Genomic DNA, 21,304 nt, shown 5'->3' with positions numbered 1-21,304 from the left:
CGTGCCGGGATCAGCCCGGCGTGGTCACCAAACGGTGTAGCCGCCGTCCACGACCAGGTCGGTCCCGGTGCAGTAGCTTCCGGCGTCGGAGGCGAGGAAGACCACGGCGGGGGCGATCTCGCGGGGTTCGGCGACGCGGTTCATCGGCGTGCCCTCGATCCAGACCCGCCGCCACTCCTCGTTGCTCATCCCGCGCTTGGTCATCTCGGTGCCGACGTAACCGGGGGAGACGGAGTTGACCCGCACACCCCGGGCGGCCCATTCACCGGCCAGCGATTTGGTGAGGTGGATGACGCCGGCCTTCGCCGCGTTGTAGGCGGACTGGGGCTGCGGGTGGTTGGAGATGTGGCCGCTCATGCTGCCGGTGTTGATGATGCTCCCGGAACCCTGCGCGAGCATCCGCCTGCCGGCGGCTCGGCAGCTGTAGAAGACGCCGTCGAGGTTCACCGCCATCACCCGGCGCCAGTCCTCGGGATCGAGGTCTTCGCTGGGGTGGTTGTGCACGATCCCGGCGTTGTTGACCGCCACGTCGACGGACCCGCCCGTGCTCGCCACGTGCTCGAACGCGGCGTCGATGCTGTCGGGATCGGTGACGTCCGCGGCCACGAACTCGACGCCGTGCCGTTCGGCGGAGGCGTTGCCGACTTCGGGGTTGATGTCGCAGATGAACACCCGCGCTCCCGCGTCGCGGAGGGCGAGCACGATGGCTTCGCCGATGCCCTGCGCACCCCCGGTGACGATCGCGTTCCTGCCGTTGAGGGCGAAGAGGTCGGTCACTGTTCCTCCCGAGAGCGGTCGACGAACTGCGGAGGGGTCCCGAGCGGGATCTTCTGCCGGGCCCGTGCAGTCGTACCACTGCGAACAACCCCGCCGCCCCTCCAACGCGCGCTCCGGAGCGTGACGACCGTTGCCAGGTACTTTACAGCGCTGTAAAGTGCTGTGGGCGTGGATGCACCCTTCGAGGAGGCGCCGTGCCCGCTTTGCCGAAGCTGTCGGACCGGACCCTTCCTGCCGCGTTCGAACGCGCGCTGTCGGGCGGTGCGGACCGACCTGCGCTGATCGCCGACGGCGTGACCTGGACGTACGGCCAATGGCACGCTCGTGCCCTGCGCATCGCCGCGGGATTGCGGGATCTGGGCGTCGGCCGGGGTGACCCGGTCGGCCTGCTGCTGGACAACTCAGCCGATTTCGTGCACGCGTTCTCCGCGACCGGCCTCATGGGCGCTGTCGAAGTACCGGTGAACAACGCCTACAAAGGGCGCTTCCTCACCCACGTCCTCAACGACTCCGGGGCGCGAGTCCTGATCGTCGAGGACGGTTGCTGCGCGCGGCTCGCGGCGGTCGCTTCCGAGCTGACCGCGCTGGAGACAGTGATCGTGCGGGGTGGTGACGGCTCAGCGCTCCCGGCCGGGCGCTGGCGGGTGCTGCGCTTCGACGCGCTCGACGGCAGCCAACCGATGACCCCGCAGCACTGCGATCCCGCCGACTTGATGGCGTTCATGTACACCTCCGGCACCACCGGCCCGTCCAAAGGCGTGCTGGTCTCGCACGCGCACGCCTACACCTACGCCTCCCGCGAGGACCAGGAACTGCCGCGCGAGCGCGACCGGATCCTGGTGACCTTGCCGCTGTTCCACCTGGCCGGCCAGTGGTACGGCGTGTACCAGTCGTTGATCCACCAGGCGTGCTGCGTTCTGGAACCGCGGTTCTCGCCCAGCGGGTTCTGGCCATCGGTCCGGGAGTACGGCATCACCTGCACCACGCTGCTCGGAGCGATGGCCGAACTCCTGCAGCAGCAGCCCGTCTCGGACGACGACGCCGACAACCCGTTGCGGCTGGCGGTGATGGCGCCGCTGGCCAGCGACGTTCCCGCGTTCCGCGACAGATTCGGCATCGAGGTCGCCGCGGTGTACGGGATGAGCGAGATCGGTGCGGTGATGAACGGCTCGCCGCGCACGATCGTCGGCGGCGAGGCGGGTTTCGGGCGAGAGGGCTACGAGCTCAGGGTGGTGGACGAGCGCGGTGAGGACGTGCCGGTCGGTGAGGTCGGCGAACTGCGGGTGCGCGGACTCCTGCGGCACACCACGATGGCCGGTTACCACAACCTGCCGGAGAGGACGGCGGAGACGATCCGGGACGGCTGGATCAGAACCGGTGACGCGTTCCGGCAGGACGGCGAAGGGCGCTTCTACTTCATCGATCGTCTGAAGGACGCGTTGCGGCGTCGCGGCGAGAACGTGTCCAGCTTCGAGGTCGAGAGCGTCGTCAACGAGCACCCCTCGGTGTTCGAGTGCGCGGTCGTCGGCGTGCCATCGGACTTCACCGAGGACGAGATCAAGGTCGTGGTGGTGGCGCGGGAGGGCGAGGACGTCGACCCGGTGGAGCTCACCCGGTTCCTCGTCGATCGCCTGCCCTACTTCATGGTTCCGCGCTACGTGGAGCACGTGGCGGAACTGCCCAAGACGCCGACGCAGAAGGTCCAGAAGAACGTGCTGCGCGAGTCCGGGGTCCACGGCGCTGTGTGGGACCGGGAAGCGGCGGGCATCGAGCTCCGACGGGGAGATTAGGGGAACGCATGGTCATGACCCGGGTCCTGGTGGCCAACCGGGGCGAGATCGCGCTGCGCATCATGGACGGAGGGCGCGCGCTGTCCATCGACACCGTCGCGGTGCACACCGCCGATGACGTCGACTGCGCGCACATGCGCCGTGCGGATGCCGCGGTGGAGGTCGCTTCCTACGCCGATGTCGACGCCCTCGTGGACGCCGCGACGAGCACCGGGTGCGACGCCCTGCATCCCGGTTACGGTTTCGCCAGCGAGAACCCGGAGCTCGCGCGCCGATGTGCCGAAGCGGGGATCACCTTCGTCGGGCCGCGCCCCGAACTGCTGGATCTGTTCGGCGACAAGGACGCCGCGCGCCGGTGCGCCCGCGAGGCCGGGGTGCCGACCCTGGCGGGCAGCGACGGCCCGGTCGGTCCTGCGCAGGCACGCGAGTTCTTCAACGACCACGGGCCGATGATGCTCAAGGCCGTTGACGGCGGCGGTGGCCGCGGAATCCGCCCGGTCCACCAAGCGTCCGAAGTGGACGAGGCCTACGAGCGCTGCGCGTCCGAAGCGCGATCGGCAGGCGGGACCGGGAACATCATCGCCGAGCGCCTACTGCCGCGCGCGTGGCACGTGGAGGTTCAGATCCTCGGTGATCGCACCGGCGCGGTGGTGCACCTCGGCGAACGGGATTGCAGCATCCAGCGCCGCAGGCAGAAGATCATCGAAATCGCACCGAGCCCCTGGATCGGGGACGCGGCCCGCGCCGCTGTGCTGGAGGCTGCCACCCGGCTGGCGCGCTCGGCCTCCTACGACAACGCGGGGACCGTGGAGTTCCTCGTCGACGCCGATACCGGAGAAGTCGTCTTCCTGGAGGTGAACCCGCGGTTGCAGGTCGAGCACCCGGTCACCGAGGAGACGACGGGAGTGGACGTCGTGGCGGCTCAGCTGCGCATCGCAGCGGGCGAGACCCTGGCCTCGCTGGGAATCGGGAACGCTCCCACACCGTCCCGCACGGCGATCGAGGTTCGGGTGAACGCGGAGATCGTGCACCCGGATGGGCACGTGTCGCCCAGCTGCGGTCCGCGGACGCGATTCCAGCCGCCGTCCGGTCGTGGCATCCGCGTCGACACCCACGGCTACGCAGGCTATCCCGGGAATCCGCGTTTCGATTCGCTGCTGGCGAAGGTGATCACGACGGGACCCGGGACGTTCGAGGCGGTGGCCTCGCGCGCGGGTCTCGCGCTAGCGGAGTTCGACCTGGACGGTCCACCGACGAACATCCCACTGCTGCGCGAGATCCTGCAACATCCGGACTTCCTCGCCGGCGCTGTCCACACCGGTTTCGTCGACGAGCGCCTGCCGGAGCTCGTGGACGAGCAGTCCGTCGGCGAGGCGGCGGACGCGTCGACGGTCACGGCCGCGATGAGCGGGACGGTCGTGGAGATCTGCGCCGCGCCGGGGCAGCGGGTCGGTGCGGCCGAGCCGGTCCTCGTGCTCGAAGCGATGAAGATGGAGCACGTGATCAGCCCGGGCAGGCAGGTCGACGTCCAGGAGATCACCGTCTCGGTCGGTCAGACCGTGCAGGCGGGAGCGGTGATCGCTGCCGTTCGCGACACCGGTGCCGATGAGCGGAGCGACGCCGGTGAGCACGAGGTCGACCTCGACGAGATCCGCCCCGACCTCGTGGAATCGATCGAACGGCACCGCATCGGGCTGGACGAGGCACGGCCTGAGGCGGTGCACAAGCGGCGGAAGATCGGCCGGCGCACGGCTCGGGAGAACATCGAGGACCTGTGCGATCCGGGCAGCTTCGCCGAGTACGGCGCTCTGATGATCGCCGCGCAGCGCCGCCGACGGTCCGTGGACGACCTGATCGAGAACACCCCGGCGGACGGTCTGGTAGCGGGCACCGGGGCGATCAACGGCCGGCGGTGCGTGGTGATGTCCTACGACTACACGGTGCTCGCCGGTACGCAGGGCATGGAGAACCACCGCAAGAAGGACCGCATGTTCGAGCTCGCCGAGCGGGAGCGCATGCCGGTGGTGATCTTCGCGGAAGGCGGCGGTGGTCGCCCGGGCGACACCGACACCACCAAGGTGGCGGGGCTGGACGAACCGGCGTTCCACCTGCTGGCGAAGCTGTCCGGAACGGTCCCGCTGGTGGCGGTGGTATCCGGCAGGTGCTTCGCGGGAAACGCGGCGCTCGCGGGGTGCTGCGACGTGATCATCGCGACCGAGGACGCGTCGCTGGGCATGGGCGGACCGGCGATGATCGAAGGTGGTGGGCTGGGCGTGCACCAGCCGCACGAGATCGGCCCGATGTCGGTGCAGACGGCGAACGGGGTCGTCGACGTCCTGGTCGGCGACGACGCGGAGGCCGTGGCGTGCGCGCGCAGGTACCTGGGCTACGTCCAGGGGGCCGTCGAGCAGTGGGAGGCGGAGGACCAGCGGGTGCTGCGGCACGTGGTCCCGGAGAACCGCGTGCGCGCGTACGACATGCGTCGCGTGGTGGACGCGCTGGCCGATCACGACAGCGTGCTCGAACTGCGCTCGCGGTTCGGTGTCGGCATCGTCACGGCCCTGGCGCGGATCGAGGGGAAGCCGGTCGGCGTCATCGCGAACAGTCCGGGGCACCTGGGCGGCGCGATCGACCACGACGCGTCGGAGAAGGCGGCGCGGTTCCTGCAGCTGTGCGACTCCTACGGGCTGCCGGTGGTATCGCTGTGCGACACACCGGGCTTCATGGTCGGCCCGGACTCCGAGAAGAGCGCCACCGTCCGGAAGTTCAGCAGGATGTTCGTCGCGGGCGCGAACCTCGGCGTACCGATCTGCGCCGTGGTCACGCGCAAGGGCTACGGCTTGGGGGCGATGGCGATGTGCGGTGGGTCGCTTCGCGTTCCGGTGTCCACAGTGGCCTGGCCGACCGGCGAGTTCGGCGGCATGGGTTTGGAAGGTGGTGTGCGGCTGGGGTATCGCAACGAGCTCAACGCGATCGATGACCCCGAGGAGCGCAACGCGCGGTACGAGCAGCTCGTCGCGGAAGCCTACGAGCGAGGCAAGGCGCTTTCGACCGCCGCGGCCTTCGAGATCGACGATGTGATCGATCCCGCCGAGACCCGCGCGCACCTGGTGCGCACGTTGTTGGCGACGGGGGAGCGGGAAGCGCCTGCGCGTCCGAAGTTCGTGGACACCTGGTGACTTCCGGGCATCCGATCGACCTCCGGCTCGCGGTCAGGACCGCACGCCGGTGAGCCGCTCGTAGGCCGTGACGAGTTCTCGCTTCAGTTCCGGGAGTTGCCGCGGGTCGGCCGCGGCGAGGTCGGCGAAGCGCATCACGATCCCGGTCACCATCTCGGCCAGCGCCGGGGCGGGGACGGCGAGCGAGGCCTCGTCGCGGGATTCGAGGCGCGAGAGGAACTGCGCGTGCCTGCGCGTCGGCTTCTCGTGGATCTCCGCTTCCAGCGTCCGCATCTTCGGATCGGAGAGTGCTTGGTGCTCGATCACGGTGATGATCCCGCGGTGGCGCACGTACACATCCAGGTAACCGATGATGCCGGCTCGCCCGGTCTCCCGCGGGGACGTCGTGTCGTTCTGCTCCTGGACCGCGAGGATCTCGTCGCGCACCCGCTCCGCCAAGGCGCGGAAGACGTCGTCCTTGGAGGCGAAGTAGGAGTAGACGGTCGGGCGTGTCACCCCCGCGTCGTCGGCGAGGGCTCCCACGCTCGCGCGGGCGAAGCCGAGCCTGCAGAAGGTCCGCTCGGCGGAGTCGAGCAGCAAGCCGCGCTTCTCGGCCTCCGGAAGCGACCTCCCGCCGATGCCGCGCATGACCACCTCTGAGAATCGCAGGCGATTTACAGGACTGTAAAGTAGCACTGGAGGGCGTGAGGCGCGGATGCGGCGTCTGAGCGCCTTCACCCGTGCCACTTCTGCATGTGGGTGGCGTGGGTGCGCAGGTAGGCGCCGGGTTTGAAGAAGTGGTCGTAGAAGTCCAGGTCGAGGTGGTGGGCTTGGACGTAGTTGAGGATGAACACCGTCGGCACGGTCCCGGGGAACTTCCCGAACACGTCGAAGACGTACTGGGCCTGGAGCGCGACGCAGGCCTTGAACGCGTCGTCGTGGACCAATGCGCTGCCGCGGAACCCGGGGCTGTCAGTCCAGGCGCCCGGCGTGTCGGCGTGGAACGGGCCGCCCGGACCGAACTTGCGATCGGCGAAGGCCTCCACCGCTGCTCCCATGTCGCGGTAGTGAGGTGGGCAGAACGCCTCGAAGACCCCCTCCAGGCCGGTCGGGTTGGGAACGGGCCACCGGTCGTCCTGGTCGTAGCGGAAGCCGAGTCCGGGCACGTCGGGATCTCCCGATGCGCCGAGCATCGAGAACCGGTCGATGCCGTCGAACATCCAGCCGCCGAGTCCCATCGCCTGCAGCGTCAGCACTCCCGCGTAGCACGCGGTCGCCAGCTCCGCGGTCGCCTCGGTGAGCGCGTACTGCTCGGTGAAGGTCAGCGGGAAGGGCTCCTCCACGTTGACCAGGGCGTCGAAGTCCGCCAACCCGGGGATCGCGCGGTCGTGGACGTCGTCGTAGATCGCGTAGCCGTTCTGGGCGAAGAAGCACAGCACGGCGAGCAGGTGCTGAGCCAGGTCCGCCACCGGGATGACCAACAGCGAACCGGGAACGTTGACGCACCACGTGTTGTGGCCCTCGACGTGCGGTTCCGCGGCGGGCAGGTGAAGCCGTCCGGTCGAGAGCCGGTGCAAGCGCTCGCCGTGGCGCTGCACCATCAGCTCGGGCGTGACCTCCTCGACCGCAGGGTCGACGAGCGCTCCGGCGTCGCGGGTGGGGAAGAAGTACACCCCCGAGTCGTCGGTGCAGAACAGCTCGGCGGTGTGAAACCCGGCCGCGGACGGGAAGGTGCGGCCGGCCGCACCGCCGGCGTAGTTCGAAACGTGCGGCGCGTAGCGGGCGTGCCGGGTGATCGAGTGGTGCCAGCCCGTCGTCCCGCCCATCCCGCTCAGCACGAGCATCCGTTCGAGCTCCGTGAGAGGGAGAGGCTCCTGCCGGGAGCGGTAGGCGAGCGGGCCGTCGGGGATCTCGTCACCCCGGGCGAAGCGCCGCGATCGCCGACCGAAGAGCGCTTCGACCAGCGGGAAGTCCGCGAGTTCTGCGAGCCCCTCGGTCCCGGCGGCCTCGTTGAAGCTCGCCACGGTTGATCATCTCCCCTCGTTCGGTGACGCCGTCCCATTGCAGCGCCGGAGATGCGGCCCGACCAGGGGCGGAGGTCACCACTTGCGCGGCGTGGGCGGAAACGCGTTGGGCACGGTCGTGAACCTCCGTCCAGGGGGCTGGGCCGACGAACCTCGCGCTGGTCGGTGAAGGTCCGCACTCGCGAAGAGGCACGAGGTGCGACTAGGCATGCACGTAACTGGCTCGGTTCGCCCTCATGAAGTGATCATTACTCCTTTGGGAGTGGCCTTCCCCGTGGGTTCAGCCTCGACAGGACGACCTCGCCGCCGCGCAGGAACCTGCCGGGGGCGCGGACCTCGATGGTGTGAACCCACCGGATCGGCCGGTCCAGGTCTCCCCGCACCCGCACCTGCAGGGCGAGCTCGGTGGTGTTGAGCAGATCGCCGACCTGCAAACCGGGCCCCCTCACTCGACCGACCGGACCGGCACCACAGGAGGCTAACCGACCTGGGAACGGCCGGGCGAAGTGGCGATCCCGCTGATCAGGACTCCGGCCAGGCGACGCTGAGGTACTGGATCTCGGTGAACTCGTGGAGTCCTTCGCGAGCGCCCTCCCGGCCGAGCCCGCTCTGCTTGACGCCGCCGAACGGCGCGGCGGGGTCGGAGATGAGGCCGCGGTTGATGCCGACCATCCCGGCGTCGATGCTCTCGCCGAGCCGCATCGCGTGCTGCAGGTCGCCTGCGTAGACGTAGGCCGCCAGGCCCATCTCGGAGTCGTTGACCATGCGCAGCAGCTCGTCCTCCTCTTGCCAGGTGACCACCGCGGCGACCGGTCCGAAGACCTCTTGCTGGACGACGTCGGCGTCGGCGGGCACGTCGGTCAGGACCACCGGGGCGAAGAAGTGCCCCTCGTCCCCGGCCGGTGCTTCCGCGCGCGCCACCACGCGCGCGCCTGAGGCGATCGCGGAGTCGACCAGTGCGGTGACGCCGTCGACGGCTTTCGCGCTGATGAGCGGGCCGATCTCGTTGTCGGCGCAGCTGGAGGGGCCGACGCGCAGCTGCTCCACGTGCTTGCCCAGCCGGGCCGCGAAGTCCTCGGCGACGTCGGCGTGCACGTAGAAGCGGTCGGCCGCCGTGCACGCCTGACCGCCGTTGCGGAACTTCGCGAGCATCGCGCCGTCGACGGCGGCGTCGAGGTCGGCGTCCCGGGTCACCACGAACGGCGCGTTGCCGCCGAGCTCCATCGACGCGTTCACCACCCGGTCGGCGGCCTGCCGCAGCAGCGCGCGCCCCACCGGGGTGGACCCGGTGAAGGAGATCTTGCGGACCCGGGCGTCGTCGAGCCAGGTGGTGGCCACCGCTGCGGCGTCGGTGGTGGTTACGGTGTTGACCACGCCCTCGGGCACGCCCGCCTCGGCGAGCAGGCGCACGATCGCCAGAGCCGTCAGCGGTGTCTCGGCAGCGGGTTTGAGCACGACCGTGCACCCGGCTGCCAGCGCCGGGCCGATCTTGCGGGTGACCATCGCGGCGGGGAAGTTCCACGGCGTGATCAGCGCGGCGATGCCGACCGGCCGTTCGGAGACGACGGTTCGGGTGCCGCCGGCGGGGGACGGGCCGTAGTTCCCCGACGAGCGCACGGATTCCTCGGCGTACCACCGGAAGAACTCGGCGGCGTAGGAGATCTCGGCCCGCGCGTCGGACGCGGACTTGCCGTTCTCCGACGCGATGAGGGCGGCGAGCCGGTCCTGGTCGCGCAGCATCAGCTCGAACGCGCGGTGCAGCTTGTCCGCGCGCTGCCGCGCCGGGGTGCGCGCCCAGTCGTGCGCTGTGGCGGCGGCAGCGTCGACGGCGGCGGTGGCTTCGGCCCGGCCCCCGTCGGCGACGGTGGCGAGCGCGCGCCCGGTCGCGGGGTCCTCCACGGTGAATTGACCTGCGGTCATGCGAAGTCCTCTTCTCGATGCACCCGAAGTCCCCGTCCTGAAAGGGTTTCGGTGTGACGGGCTGGTTCGGTGGCCGGGGTCAGGAACCGGCGATGTCGGCGAGGGCGTCGGCGAAGACGTCGAGCCCGTCCTGCAGCAGGTCGTCGCTGATCGACAGCGGCGGCAGCAGCCGGACGACGTTGCCGAAGGTGCCGCAGGTCAGCAGGACGACACCTCGGGAGTGGGCCGCCGCGGCGACCGCTCGCGCGAGATCGGCGTCCGGCTCGCGGGTCCCGCCGCGCACCAGCTCGACGGCGATCATCGCGCCTCGGCCGCGCACGTCGCCGATCCGCTTGTCCTCGTCCTGCAACCGCAGCAGTCGGCTCGTGAGAACCCGCTCGACGTGCTGGGCCCGGTCGACGAGACCGCCTTCCTCGATCGTCTCGATGGTGGCGAGCGCGGCTGCGCAGGCGAGCGGGTTGCCGCCGTAGGTGCCGCCCAGCCCACCGGCGTGGGAGGCGTCCATGATCTCGGCGCGGCCGGTGACCGCCGACAGCGGCAGACCGTCGGCGATGCCCTTCGCGGTGACCACGAGATCGGGCACGACGCCCTCGTGCTCGCTCGCGAACATCGCGCCGGTGCGGGCGAATCCGGTCTGCACCTCGTCGGCGATGAACACGACACCGCGCTCGCGGCACCAGTCGGCCAAGGCGGGCAGGAATCCCTCGGCGGGCGTGATGAAGCCGCCCTCGCCCTGGATCGGCTCGATCACCACGGCGGCCGGGTCGCCGACCTGCTTCTCGATCATCTCGATCGCCCGCCGGGCGGCCGTCGGACCGTCGAGGTCGTCGCGGTACGGGTAGGACCCGGGTGCCCGGTACACCTCGGGCGCGAACGGGCCGAAACCGTGCTTGTAGGGCATCGACTTCGCGGTGAGCGACATCGTGAGGTTGGTCCGCCCGTGGTAGGCGTGGTCGAAGGCGACCACCGCCTGCCGTCCGGTGCTCGCGCGGGCGATCTTGACCGCGTTCTCGACCGCTTCCGCCCCGGAGTTGAACAGCACGGACCGCTTCTCGTGCGTCCCCGGGGTCATCCGGTTGAGGTTCTCGGCGACCTCCACGTAGCCCTCGTAGGGCGTGACCATGAAGCAGGTGTGCGTGAAGGCCTCCACCTGGTCGCGCACCGCGTCGACGACCCGGGGCGCGCTCGAACCGACCGTGGTGACGGCGATCCCGGACGCGAAGTCGATCAGCGAGTTGCCGTCGACGTCCTCGATGACGCCACCGCTCGCGCGCGTCGCGAACACGGGCATCACCGTGCTCACGCCACCGGAGACGGCATCGTGCTTGCGCGCCATGAGCGCCTTCGACCGGGGGCCGGGGATCTCCGTCGCCAGCTGGCGACGCTGGGGGACGGGGCTCGGGGAAGTCATGCCTCCATCGTTGGACGAGAAAGCCATGCCGTCCAATGCCTGTTCTGATCAGGACCCATGCCCATGAGGCATACTGTCAGGCATGGAGCTGCGCACGCTGCGCTATTTCGTCGCGGTCGCGGAGCACGGCTCGGTCAGCGCTGCTGCCGAGGTCGTGCACGTGACCCAGCCGGCGCTGTCCCGGCAGATCCGCCAGCTGGAGCAGCAGCTGCGGCTCGGGCTGTTCGACCGCCGCGGCAACCAGCTCGAACTCACCGCCGCTGGAGTCCAGTTCCTGCCCGTCGCGCGCGACGTGCTGCGGCGCGCCGACGAGGCGGTGTCGGCGGCCGAAGCGTTCGCCGCCGGTCATCTCGTGCACGTGACCATCGCAGCTCCCACCACCACGCTCACCGACGTGATCGCCCCGTTCCTGGCGACCTTCGGGCCGGACGACCCCTTGCCGACGGTCGTCGAGCGGTCGGGCACGGAAGCGCTGCGCGAAGGAGCGGACCTCGCCATCACGACCCACCAGCCCCGAGCCGGGTGGGGATCGCTACCGCTGGCGGTGCTGCCGCTGTGGGCCTACGTCCCGGCAGGTCACGGCTGGGCGGAGCGCACTTCGGTCGGGCTGGACGAGCTGGCCGGTGAGCGTCTCGTGGTTCTCGACGCCTCGTTCCGCCCCAGGCAGATCCTGCAGGAGTGCCTGGAGGCCGACGGGCTCGCGGAGCCGGACCTGCTGGAATGCGGTAACGCCCAGGTCGCGCAGGCGCTGGCCGCAGCGGGTCGCGGTGTCGCCATCGTGACCGACGACCCGCGATTCGACCTCCGCGGGTTGCGGATCGACAGCGACCGCGGCCCGCTGCGGATCAAGCTGCACGCCACCTGGGCGCTAGAGCACCACGCCGCCCCCGCGCTCGCCGGCATAGCCGAGCGCCTGAGGACGTTCTGCGGCGCCCGCTACGGCGCCGACGTCGTCCCGGACGCGCCCTGACCCCGCCGCGGGGTCAGGCCTTGGCGATCGTTTCGGCCGACTGCGCTTCCGGACGTCGGAAGGGAGTCATGATGGCGACGTTGAACCACCCGAGGAACGCGCCGAGCAGTCCGCCCAGGACCGCGGGCACCGAGGTGATCAGCGGCAGCCACACGCTTTCGGTCGGCAAAGCCAGGCCGCCGAAGTTCGTGTAGATCCCGATGAAGAACGTGGCCAGTCCCATCGACAGCCCGTTGAAGAAGGGGAGCGTCCCGGTGTCCTGCGCGAACGGCAGGAACTGCATCGCGTAGATGATCGGCAGCAGGGCCACCGGAAGGCCGATGATGAACGCCAGGTCGCCGCTCGCGACGAGCATGGCGTCACCCAGGGCGATTCCGACGAGAAGCGAGAAGATCAGTGCGATCGCGGCGCTGACGACGCCGCTGAGGAAGGACGGGACCACGATGCGGAGCACGGTCGGCTTCGCGCCCAGCGCGAAGTACTCGGCCCACACGATGAACGCCAGCCACAACGGCAGCGACCAGGCGCCCAGCCACAGGCCGAACGGCATGGCGATGGCGACGGTCACCGGCACGGCCACCCACAGCGGAATGGACTTCATTGCTGCTCCTCAGGAGGATCGACTCCGCTGACCGACCTCTAGGTGCGCCGTCGACCGGAACCGGATCTGCCCGCGCATTTCTCGTGAACGGGCGGGTACCGGTGAGCGGCGCAGGACTGCGGCGGGCCCCGCTCACGCGGCGGGACCGTCGTCGCCGGTCGTGGAGCCGTCGAGTAGGTCATCAACAGAGTTCCACTCATGGACCGGATGCGCACTCCGCGTACGACGAAAGTGGCTCCGTTGGCGACCATCTCGTACCCGAATGTCGCAATGAACGCTCATCAGGCCCGAAAGTCCTTCATGCGGAGCCCGGTCCATCCGGGTTTCGATGAAGAACCCGCCGAGGGGCGGCTCAGCCGCTCATGGCTTGGGCCATGCGCCGGGACATCTCCTCCTCGGACACGTCCTCGACGTGGGTGGCGATGCTCCAGCGGTGACCGAAGGGGTCTTCGAACTCGCCGCTGCTGTCGCCGTAGAACTTGTCCTCGACCCCGCTCAGCTCCGTCGACCCGGCCTGGATGGCCGCCCGGAACACGTCGTCGACGTCCTCGACGTACACGTAGAGCACCACCGGCGTCCCGCCGATCGTCTTCGGGCTGCGGGCGCCCATCTCGGGTGCTTCATCGGCGAGCATGATCACCGCATCGCCGATCGCGATCTCGGCGTGCGCGATCTTGCCGTTCTGCATGGGCATTCGCATGCGCTCGGTCGCGCCGAGCACCCGGCAGTAGAAGTCGATCGCGGAACCGGCGTCGTCGACGCACAAGTAGGTGGTGACCCGCGGGAAATCGCCTGGGATTGGTTGAACCTCGCTCATGGTTCCCCCCTGGTTCGAGCGATGCGCCCCCGCGCCGGCGGCCTCGGGGGTCACTGCGAAATCTACTCGGCCCACGCAGGGTCCGCCTCTGATCCGCGCGTCCGCGGAAGTCGTTGCGCGGAAAAGCCGATCATTCCGGAAGAGTGATCGTGACAGAGATGAAAATCGCTTCAGGGCAGGGTAATTCGATGTTCGTACGAGGGTCATGGCGTGTGAGGGGTTGTCCGCAGGGCGAGGACCTGGATCGGTTCTGCGGCGACCCCTCCTCGGGATGTGTGGGGGGTGGGGGAAGTTTTCATGAAAACTTCTCCCACCCACGGGGTTCAGGAAGGTGGAGAGGGATCGGTCACCTCCACGCACCTCGGGATGGTTCGTGCCCGGTCGTCGAGAGTTATTTCAAGATTTGAAATAACTGGTAAGGTCGATCGGGTGGAAGCCTGGGAGACGTCGCGGCAGCGCAGAGCGTGGCGGCCCTACATCGAGTCGAGCGTGCTGCTGGAGACGCGGCTCGACGAGGACCTGCGAGCGTCGTCGGGGATGAGCCTGCTGGACTTCCACCTGCTGCTGGTGCTCTCGGAGAGCGAGTCGCACCGGCTGCGGATGGGGGAGCTGGCTTCGCGCATGGTCTTCTCGCCGAGCCGGTTGACCTACCAGATCAAGGTGCTGGAACGGCGGGGCTGGGTGCTGCGCCAGTGCGCGCCGGACGACCGGCGGGTCCACCACGCGGTGTTGACCGCCTCCGGGCTGGTGGCGCTGCGCGAAGCGGACCGCCACCACATCCAGACGGTGCGGCGTTTGTTCACCGACGATCTCGGGGAACACGAGTTGCAGGTGGTCGCGGACGTGTTCACGCGGTTGGGAGCCCGCCTGCACGACACCGGCAGGCCGGGAACGGGGGGAGAGGAACTTGGATGAGCAATGTCGAGAACGAGCCGGCCGAGCGGTCGATGTGCACCGCCGGGGAGCCGATCGCGACCGAACCGAACGCGGAGCTCCTGCTCCCGCGCGAGGTCCCGCTGGGCGGGCCGCGGGCGATGCTGGTGCGGCGTGCGCTGCCCAACAGGGACCGGCGAATGGTGGGGGCGTGGTGCTTCGTCGACTCCTACGGGCCGACCGACATCACCGGCCAGGAGGGGATGCAGGTCCCGCCGCACCCGCACATCGGGCTGCAGACGGTGACCTGGCTGGTCGACGGCGAGGTGTGGCACCAGGACAGCGTCGGGAGCCGCCAGATGGTGCGTCCCGGTGATCTCCCGCTGATGACGGCGGGACACGGCATCGCGCATTCCGAGCAGTCGCCGCCAGAGCACTCGTCGAACCTCTACGGGGCGCAGCTGTGGGTCGCGCTGCCCGAGGGAGTGCGGGAGGTCGCACCGGCTTTCGAGTTCCACTCCGAGCTGCCGCGGCACGAGCTCGACCAGGGCGGCATCACCGTGCTCGTCGGCAGCGTGGACGGGGCGGTGTCGCCGGCCACGACCTATTCGCCGCTGGTCGGCGCGAGCCTGGACGTCGTCGCCGGCGGGCGGATCGCGGTGCCGCTCCGGGCGGACTTCGAGCACGCGATCCTCGCGCTGTCCCCGGGCATCAGCGTCGAGGACGTGGAGGTCCCGGTCGGCGCCATGCTCTACCTGGGGCAGGGCCGCAGCGAGGTCGGGCTCTCCGCCGAGTCCGAAGGCCGGGCGCTGCTCCTGGGCGGCGAGCCGTTCCAGGAGGACCTGGTGATGTGGTGGAATTTCGTCGGCCGCAGCCACGACGACATCGTGACCGCCCGGGCCGCCTGGGAGAGCGAGCGCGACACCGACCTCCCCGACCGGCGCTTCGGTCCCGTGTCCGGCTACGAAGGCGCCGCGTTGCCCGCGCCCGTGCTGCCGAACGCCCGGCTGAAGGCCAAGGGGCGTTACCGCCCGCACCACTAGGGGCTGTTGAGGAAGGAGTCGTTTCAGGATGCGGCGGAGCCGTTGCTTCAGGTGTGGGACTCAGCCGGCACCGCCGCGGGTTCTCACACGTCGTCTGGCGAGTACGCCGCGACGCCGTGTATTGGCATACAAAAGGAGTGGCGCACGGAGTCCAGGCGGCGTGTGAGGTTCCGCTACCCGCACCGCCAAGCAAGGCGATTCTGCAGCGACCCGTAAGACTGCGATCACCATCAGCGCGTTGAACCGGGTTTCCATCCTCTCGCGTCATCCCCTCCGCGGCTCTCGCCGCACGCGCAGCGAGCACTGAGGCGCGGCCGGTTCTAGGCCCGACCGCCGTCGTTGCTGGTGAGGGTGCGTCCGAGGGTGTGGGCTTCGTGCAGGAGCAGGGCGCCGAGCTCGGGTTGGCGCTCGGGGCGGAAGCGGGTCTCGATGCCGGTGAGCGTCAGGGCCCACGCCGGTTTCCCTGCGCGGTCGAACACGGCGGCGGCCATGCCCCAGCTCCCCTCGACCACCAGGCCGGGGTTGACGGAGTAGCCGTCGCGGCGGGTCTGGGCGATGCGGGTCCGCACGGCCTCGGGGGAGTGGGTCGGTCCCCAGCGCTCGGTGAGATCGGTGGCGTCGAGGTAGGCGTCGACCTCGACGTCATCGAGGAGGGCGAGGATGACCAGTCCTGCTGAGACGACTCCCAGCGGGAACCGGGCCCCTTCGTAGAGCACGAACGACCGGATCGGGAAGTCGCCGTCCTCGCGGAGCAAGCACACCGTTTCCGCCCCGCGCAAAGCCGAGAAGAACGCGCTCTCACCGGTTTTCGCGGACAGTCGGTTCACGCTCGCGCGGGCGTGGTGGGTGACGTCGTAGCGGGTGCCCGCCGTCTGGCCCAGCAGGTAGAGCTCGGGTCCCAGGAACCACCGGCCGGTGCGCCGGTCGCGGTCGACGAATCCCTCCTCCGCCAGCGAGCTGAGCAACCGGTGCACGGTCGGCCGGGGGAGGTCGGTGGCGCGGGCGAGGTCGGTGGTGGCCGCCCCCGCCTCGTTGGTGGCCGACAGCGCGCGGAGCACGGAGCCGACGCGGCCGACCAGGTGGTCGTTCGAGTGGGCGCCCATGAGCGCATCCTAGCGTTCGCTGAGTGGACGCGATGCGCGGGTCTCGGTCGTTCCGCGAGCACATGTCGCCGCGATAGCGCTGAATCATTGCGGTGAGCAGGGACTGTTGGGTGTACTGCCCGCGTTCAGTGAGCGGACCGACGAGGGGTGATGAGGTGTCCAAGCTGCGCCCGAGTGCGGCGGAGGCGCTGGCCGACGTGCTCGAAAACGGGATGACGCTGGCCGTCGGAGGCTTCGGCCTCTGCGGTGTGCCCAACGACCTGATCGAGGTCGTGCGCGACAGCGGGGTCAGCGGTCTGACCGTGGTGTCCAACAACATGGGTGCCGACGGCAAGGGCCTGGGCCTGCTGCTGGAGAACCGGCAGGTGGCCAAGGTGATCGCGTCGTACGTGGGTGAGAACAAGCTGTTCGCCCGGCAGTACCTGGACGGGGACCTGGTGCTGGAGTTCGCGCCGCAGGGCACGTTGTCGGAGCGGCTGCGCGCGGGCGGGGCCGGGATTCCCGCCTTCTACACCCGTGCGGGCGTGGGCACCCCGATCGCCGAGGGCAAGCCGCTGGCCGAGTTCGACGGGCGCACCTACGTCCAGGAACGCGGGATCGTCGCGGACCTGGCGCTGGTGCACGCGCACACCGCGGATCCCGCGGGCAACCTCGTCTACCGGGCGGCTGCCCGGAACTTCAACCCGGTGGTCGCGACCTGCGCGCGGACGACGGTGGTCGAGGCCGAGCACCTCAGCGAGGAGTTCCTGGACCCGGAGCGGGTCATCACCCCGGGCATCCACGTCGACCGCATGGTCCGCGCCCGGCCGCGGGTCAAGGACATCGAGAAGCGCACGGTGCGTCCCCGCGCCACCGCTTCGGACCGGGTAGGAGCGAACTCATGACCTGGACGCGCGACGAGATGGCGGCGATCGCCGCTGCGGAACTCAGCGACGGCGACTACGTCAACCTCGGCATCGGGATCCCGACCCTGGTCGCCAACCACATCCCCGGGGGTGTGCGGGTGACGTTGCAGAGCGAGAACGGGATCCTCGGCCTCGGTCCCTTCCCCTTGGAGGGCGAGGAGGACGCGGACCTCATCAACGCCGGCAAGCAGACCGTCACGGTCAACCCCGGTGCGAGCTACTTCGATTCGGCGCAGTCGTTCGCGATGATGCGCGGCGGCCACATCGACATCGCCGTCCTGGGCGCGCTGCAGGTGAGCGAGGACGGCGATCTGGCGAACTGGATGATTCCCGGTTCCCTGGTCAAGGGAATGGGTGGCGCCATGGACCTGGTCGTGGGTGCGCGCCGGATCGTCGTGCTCACCGACCACGTCGCCAAGGACGGCACCCCGAAGATCGTCGAGCGGTGCACGTTGCCGCTGACCGGTGCGGGCGTGGTCAACCGGATCGTCACCGATCACGCTGTCCTCGACGTGAAAGCCGACGGCCTGAACCTGGTCGCGCTCGCACCCGGTGTCACCGAGGACGATGTCCGGGACAAGACCGCAGCACCGATCCGGGAAGCGGTCGCGACCTGACCGTCCCACGGAGCAGGCCATCGTCGTCAGCTGAGCCGGGGGAGGAGCCGGTGCGCCGCGCGCTACGGTCAGGCGCGCCGGAGTCCCGAGGTCGAGGAGCGATCGATGCCGCACGTGAACATCAAGCACTTCCCGAAAGACGTCACCGACGAGCAGAAGCGCAAGCTCGCGGAATCGGTCACGGCAGCCCTGATCGAGCACCTCGGCAGCCGGGACGGGGCCGTGTCGGTCACGCTGGAGCCGGTGGAGAAGGCGGACTGGAACGAGACCGTCGTCGAGCCCGAGATCTACGGTCGCCCCGAGCTCCTGATCAAGCGTCCCGACTACCTGAGTTGAGACGGTAGAGGTGCAGGTTCCGGGGGTGGGGAAGTTTTCATGAAAACTTCCCCACCCCCGGAACCTCGCGGACTCCGAGCGTCAGCTGGAGGTCGGCAGCGCCAGGTCCCGCTTGATCTGGTCCGGGGTGATCGTGGGTTCGTAGCGCTTGAGGACCACGCCGTCCGGCCCGACGAGGAACTTGGTGAAGTTCCAGACGATGTCCCCGGGCTCGGTGGCCGGGGTGACGTCCTTGAGCTTGTCGTAGAACTCCCCGTGCTGCGGGCCCCAGTCGCCCGGGGCCTCGGCGCGGAGGTGCGCGAACAGCGGTGCCGCGTCGGCACCGTTGACATCCACCTTGGCGAGCACCGGGAAGGTCACGTCGTAGTTCACCTGGCAGAAGTCCTGGATCTCGGCGTCGGTTCCGGGCTCCTGGCCGAGGAACTGGTTGCAGGGGAACCCGAGGATCTCCAGCCCGCTGTCCTTGAACTCGCGGTACAACGCCTCCAAGCCCTCGTACTGCGGGGTCAGGCCGCACTTGCTCGCGACGTTGACGATCAGCAGCTGCTTACCTGCGTACTCGCTCAGCGCGACGGTCGATCCGTCCGCTGCGGTGACTTCGAAGTCGTGCGCGGTCGTCATCGTTCACTCCTCGTTCTCCGACGATCGGCTCCGCCGGAGCATAGGCGCCGGTTCCCGCGCGGGTCTCGCGCGAGAGTGCGGTTTCACGGACCCGGCCGTCGAACGGCTTCTGCCAGGAACCCCGGAAACGCTGCCCGGAGCGGACGACGGTCCCGGGTTCGGAGAGACCCCGGGCTGTGAGCGTCACGTCGGGTTTCGCCGTGAGGGAAACGCTACTGATCTCGGAGGTAAGCGTGTAATTTTGTAATTGGGAGGTGAGGAGATGATGTACACGAGGTTCGACCGAACGGCGCGTGGCCGGGGACGAGGCTGGGGCGGCGGTGGCCGTGGCGAGGCCCCCTCGGCCGAGGGCGCGAAGGCCTGGTTCGTCGGACGGCTGCCCGAGGACTGGTTCATCGCGGCACCGGAGGTCACCGTCGACCGCGAGGAGATCGTCGTGCTCGGCGAACTGCCCGTGGTGGAAGGCGATTTCGGCGACGAGGCAGAACGGGCCGCCGCCGAGAGCGGTCGGATCGACCGGTTCCGCGAGGAGACCCGCGACCAGCGGATCGAGATCGCACGCCAGGCCGAGCACCGCTACGGGCGCAAGGTCGCCTGGGGAACGCGGCTCGGAAGTACCGAGGAACTGTTCACCACGCTGTCGGTCCCGGTGATGACCCGGCTCCGCCAGCCTGAACGACAGGTTCTCGACACGCTCGTCGACGCCGGCGTAGCCCGCTCCCGGTCCGAGGCGCTCGCCTGGGCGGTACGCCTGGTCGGCCAGCACACCGAGGACTGGCTCGCCGAGCTCCGCGAAGCCCTCTCCAGGGTTGACGAACTCCGCAAGCAGGGCCCAGAACAGGCGTGACCCAAGGGGTTCCAGCGAAGACCCGAAGATCTGGCTGGAACCCCGCCCGCAGCCGAAGCTCAGATCCGGAAACGAACCGCCGGTGCCCGAACCGGACCGGCGTCAGGCCCGCGCAGTGGTCAGAGCATCCTCGTCGGTGGCCATTTCCGGAGGCGGGGTGCGGAACATCCGGGTTCGGCAGGCCAGGTAGACGATGCCCACGGCCAGCCAGATGCCGCCGAGGATCAGCGCTGTCGGTTCCAGGTTGATCAGCAACCAGAGGTCGATGAGCGTTCCGGCCACGGGGATGACGAGCGACCACCGCGCTCGCCGGTGGCCTTCCGCGCGGTGGCGGAGGTGCAGGGCGATGACGCTGATGTTGACCGCGGTGAAAGCGGTGAAGGCACCGAAGTTCACGAACGACGTCGAGGTGGAGACGTCGAGCGCCAAGGCGACCAGGCCGACGCAGCCGGTGAGGACGATGTTGGCCACGGGAGTCCGGAATCGCGGGTGCAGGGCGCCGAAGAGCTTGCGGGGCAGGACGGTGTCGCGGCCCATCGCGAACAGCAGGCGCGCGGCGCTGGCCTGAGCCGCGAGCCCCGAGGCGAACTGCGCGATCACCAGCCCGGCCAGCAGCAGCGCCGTGCCCAGATCTCCCGCGATGACCGCGGCGATCTCGAACACGGCCGAATCGGGGTCGGCGAAGGCACTTCCGGGGTGCACGAGCTGAGCCGCGAACGTCACGAGGGCGAAGGCGCCGCCGCCGATGAGCGCGATGAGCAGGATGGCGCGCGGAATCGTCTTGCGCGGGTTCACCGATTCCTCGGTCAGGGTCGTGACGGCGTCGAAACCGAGGAAGGAGTACGCGGCCAGCGCGGCACCGGCCGAAACGCCCGCGGCGGTCGTGGCGGGATTGAGCACCGGCCCGGTGTCGAGCAGGCCTGCGGCACCGCGCGCGTCGAGGACGTGGCGCACGCACAGCACGACGAAGATGCCGATCACCAGGAACTGGAAGGCCATCAGCAGGAAGTTCGCCTTCTCCGCGACCGTGATGCCCAGCACGTTCAGGCAGGTGGTGGCCGCGATGAAGGAGACGATCCAGACCCAGAAGGGCACGGCGGGGAACTGGGCTTGCAGGTAGGTGCCGCCGAGCAGCCAGATCACCATCGGCAGGAAGAAGTAGTCGAGCAGCACCGCCCAGCCGACGAGGAAGCCCACGCGCGAGTCCAGCGCCCGTCGCACGTAGGTGTAGGCCGAACCGGCGACCGGGTAGGCGGCGGCCATCTTCCCGTAGCTGTGGGCGGTGAACAGCATCGCGACCATCGCCACAAGGTAGGCGGTCGGGACGGTGCCCCCGGTCTCCTCGGCGACGACGCCGAAGGTGCCCAGGGCGATCAGCGGCGTCATGTAGGCCAGTCCGAACAGGACGACGGACCTGACCGTGAGAGTCCGTTGCAGCGACGGTGTTGCTTCGGGCATGTGCAGCTCCTCGGTGCTCGCCGCGCCGTTGCG

General features: G+C 69.5%; 20 protein-coding genes. 9 read left to right on the top strand and 11 right to left on the bottom strand.

What is annotated here, in order from left to right:
* Positions 1 to 24: 24 nt before the first annotated feature.
* Positions 25 to 777 (bottom strand): SDR family NAD(P)-dependent oxidoreductase, encoded by a 753-nt coding sequence (locus ACYVF3_RS10275; RefSeq protein WP_461153982.1) that lies wholly within the window; start codon positions 775 to 777, stop codon positions 25 to 27.
* 194 nt (positions 778 to 971) lie between these two features.
* Here ACYVF3_RS10275 and ACYVF3_RS10270 point away from each other — a divergent pair, with 194 nt between their 5' ends.
* Both ACYVF3_RS10270 and ACYVF3_RS10265 read left to right on the top strand, forming a co-directional pair.
* On the top strand, positions 972 to 2,567 hold the full coding sequence (locus tag ACYVF3_RS10270; protein ID WP_461153981.1) for an AMP-binding protein: 1,596 nt from the start codon (positions 972 to 974) through the stop codon (positions 2,565 to 2,567).
* Positions 2,568 to 2,575: 8 nt separating this feature from the next.
* Positions 2,576 to 5,746: a carboxyl transferase domain-containing protein gene (locus ACYVF3_RS10265; protein ID WP_461153980.1), complete on the top strand. Its 3,171-nt coding sequence runs from the start codon at positions 2,576 to 2,578 to the stop codon at positions 5,744 to 5,746.
* 33 nt (positions 5,747 to 5,779) lie between these two features.
* On the opposite strand, the gene ACYVF3_RS10260 is transcribed toward ACYVF3_RS10265, so the two are convergent.
* From ACYVF3_RS10260 to gabT, 5 genes are all read right to left on the bottom strand, one after another.
* Complete coding sequence (locus ACYVF3_RS10260; protein ID WP_461153979.1) at positions 5,780 to 6,373, bottom strand: TetR/AcrR family transcriptional regulator; 594 nt, start codon at positions 6,371 to 6,373, stop codon at positions 5,780 to 5,782.
* Between the two features lie 86 nt (positions 6,374 to 6,459).
* Complete coding sequence (locus ACYVF3_RS10255; protein WP_461153978.1) at positions 6,460 to 7,749, bottom strand: hypothetical protein; 1,290 nt, start codon at positions 7,747 to 7,749, stop codon at positions 6,460 to 6,462.
* Between the two features lie 248 nt (positions 7,750 to 7,997).
* Positions 7,998 to 8,183, bottom strand: a complete 186-nt coding sequence (locus ACYVF3_RS10250; RefSeq protein ID WP_461153977.1) for a hypothetical protein — start codon at positions 8,181 to 8,183, stop codon at positions 7,998 to 8,000.
* 88 nt (positions 8,184 to 8,271) lie between these two features.
* Positions 8,272 to 9,669, bottom strand: coding sequence for an NAD-dependent succinate-semialdehyde dehydrogenase (locus ACYVF3_RS10245; protein ID WP_461153976.1), 1,398 nt, complete (start codon positions 9,667 to 9,669; stop codon positions 8,272 to 8,274).
* Positions 9,670 to 9,748: 79 nt separating this feature from the next.
* A complete protein-coding gene (gene gabT / locus ACYVF3_RS10240) occupies positions 9,749 to 11,080 on the bottom strand; it encodes a 4-aminobutyrate--2-oxoglutarate transaminase (protein ID WP_461153975.1) in 1,332 nt (443 codons plus the stop codon).
* 82 nt (positions 11,081 to 11,162) lie between these two features.
* Here gabT and ACYVF3_RS10235 point away from each other — a divergent pair, with 82 nt between their 5' ends.
* Positions 11,163 to 12,050 carry a LysR family transcriptional regulator gene (locus tag ACYVF3_RS10235; protein WP_461153974.1) on the top strand — a complete coding sequence of 296 codons (888 nt, stop codon included), beginning with the start codon at positions 11,163 to 11,165 and terminating at the stop codon, positions 12,048 to 12,050.
* Between the two features lie 13 nt (positions 12,051 to 12,063).
* Here the strand turns inward: ACYVF3_RS10235 and ACYVF3_RS10230 are convergent, their stop codons facing one another.
* Together ACYVF3_RS10230 and ACYVF3_RS10225 are read right to left on the bottom strand one after the other, a co-directional pair.
* Positions 12,064 to 12,651, bottom strand: a complete 588-nt coding sequence (locus tag ACYVF3_RS10230; RefSeq protein WP_461153973.1) for a hypothetical protein — start codon at positions 12,649 to 12,651, stop codon at positions 12,064 to 12,066.
* A 352-nt stretch (positions 12,652 to 13,003) separates the two neighbouring features.
* The gene (locus tag ACYVF3_RS10225) at positions 13,004 to 13,468 is read right to left on the bottom strand and encodes a VOC family protein (RefSeq protein ID WP_461153972.1); all 465 of its coding nucleotides are present in this window, start codon (positions 13,466 to 13,468) and stop codon (positions 13,004 to 13,006) included.
* A gap of 429 nt (positions 13,469 to 13,897) precedes the next feature.
* Here ACYVF3_RS10225 and ACYVF3_RS10220 point away from each other — a divergent pair, with 429 nt between their 5' ends.
* Positions 13,898 to 14,383: a MarR family winged helix-turn-helix transcriptional regulator gene (locus ACYVF3_RS10220; protein ID WP_461153971.1), complete on the top strand. Its 486-nt coding sequence runs from the start codon at positions 13,898 to 13,900 to the stop codon at positions 14,381 to 14,383.
* Positions 14,380 to 15,384, top strand: coding sequence for a pirin family protein (locus ACYVF3_RS10215; protein ID WP_461153970.1), 1,005 nt, complete (start codon positions 14,380 to 14,382; stop codon positions 15,382 to 15,384). Before ACYVF3_RS10220 ends, ACYVF3_RS10215 begins: the two co-directional genes overlap by 4 nt.
* Before the next feature lie 320 nt (positions 15,385 to 15,704).
* On the opposite strand, the gene ACYVF3_RS10210 is transcribed toward ACYVF3_RS10215, so the two are convergent.
* Positions 15,705 to 16,487 (bottom strand): IclR family transcriptional regulator, encoded by a 783-nt coding sequence (locus tag ACYVF3_RS10210; RefSeq protein WP_461153969.1) that lies wholly within the window; start codon positions 16,485 to 16,487, stop codon positions 15,705 to 15,707.
* A gap of 155 nt (positions 16,488 to 16,642) precedes the next feature.
* Here ACYVF3_RS10210 and ACYVF3_RS10205 point away from each other — a divergent pair, with 155 nt between their 5' ends.
* The 3 genes from ACYVF3_RS10205 to pptA all read left to right on the top strand — a co-directional run bounded on the left by ACYVF3_RS10205 (position 16,643) and on the right by pptA (position 18,345).
* A complete protein-coding gene (locus tag ACYVF3_RS10205; RefSeq protein WP_461153968.1) occupies positions 16,643 to 17,371 on the top strand; it encodes a CoA transferase subunit A in 729 nt (242 codons plus the stop codon).
* Positions 17,368 to 18,009, top strand: a complete 642-nt coding sequence (locus ACYVF3_RS10200) for a CoA transferase subunit B (RefSeq protein ID WP_461153967.1) — start codon at positions 17,368 to 17,370, stop codon at positions 18,007 to 18,009. Before ACYVF3_RS10205 ends, ACYVF3_RS10200 begins: the two co-directional genes overlap by 4 nt.
* A gap of 105 nt (positions 18,010 to 18,114) precedes the next feature.
* Positions 18,115 to 18,345, top strand: coding sequence for a tautomerase PptA (gene pptA, locus ACYVF3_RS10195; RefSeq protein ID WP_461153966.1), 231 nt, complete (start codon positions 18,115 to 18,117; stop codon positions 18,343 to 18,345).
* Between the two features lie 81 nt (positions 18,346 to 18,426).
* Here pptA and ACYVF3_RS10190 read toward each other — a convergent pair whose 3' ends face one another.
* Positions 18,427 to 18,966, bottom strand: a complete 540-nt coding sequence (locus ACYVF3_RS10190) for a glutathione peroxidase (protein WP_461153965.1) — start codon at positions 18,964 to 18,966, stop codon at positions 18,427 to 18,429.
* Between the two features lie 265 nt (positions 18,967 to 19,231).
* On the opposite strand from ACYVF3_RS10190, the gene ACYVF3_RS10185 reads away from it, so the two are divergent.
* Entirely contained in the window at positions 19,232 to 19,813 is a 582-nt protein-coding gene (locus ACYVF3_RS10185) for a hypothetical protein (RefSeq protein ID WP_461154053.1), read from the top strand.
* A gap of 102 nt (positions 19,814 to 19,915) precedes the next feature.
* On the opposite strand, the gene ACYVF3_RS10180 is transcribed toward ACYVF3_RS10185, so the two are convergent.
* Positions 19,916 to 21,271, bottom strand: a complete 1,356-nt coding sequence (locus ACYVF3_RS10180) for an APC family permease (protein ID WP_461153964.1) — start codon at positions 21,269 to 21,271, stop codon at positions 19,916 to 19,918.
* Between the last annotated feature and the right edge of the window lie 33 nt (positions 21,272 to 21,304).

It is taken from the genome of Saccharopolyspora tripterygii (assembly GCF_054778355.1).
Note: the sequence above shows the minus strand (reverse complement) of the source record. Positions and strands in the feature narration are given on the sequence as shown.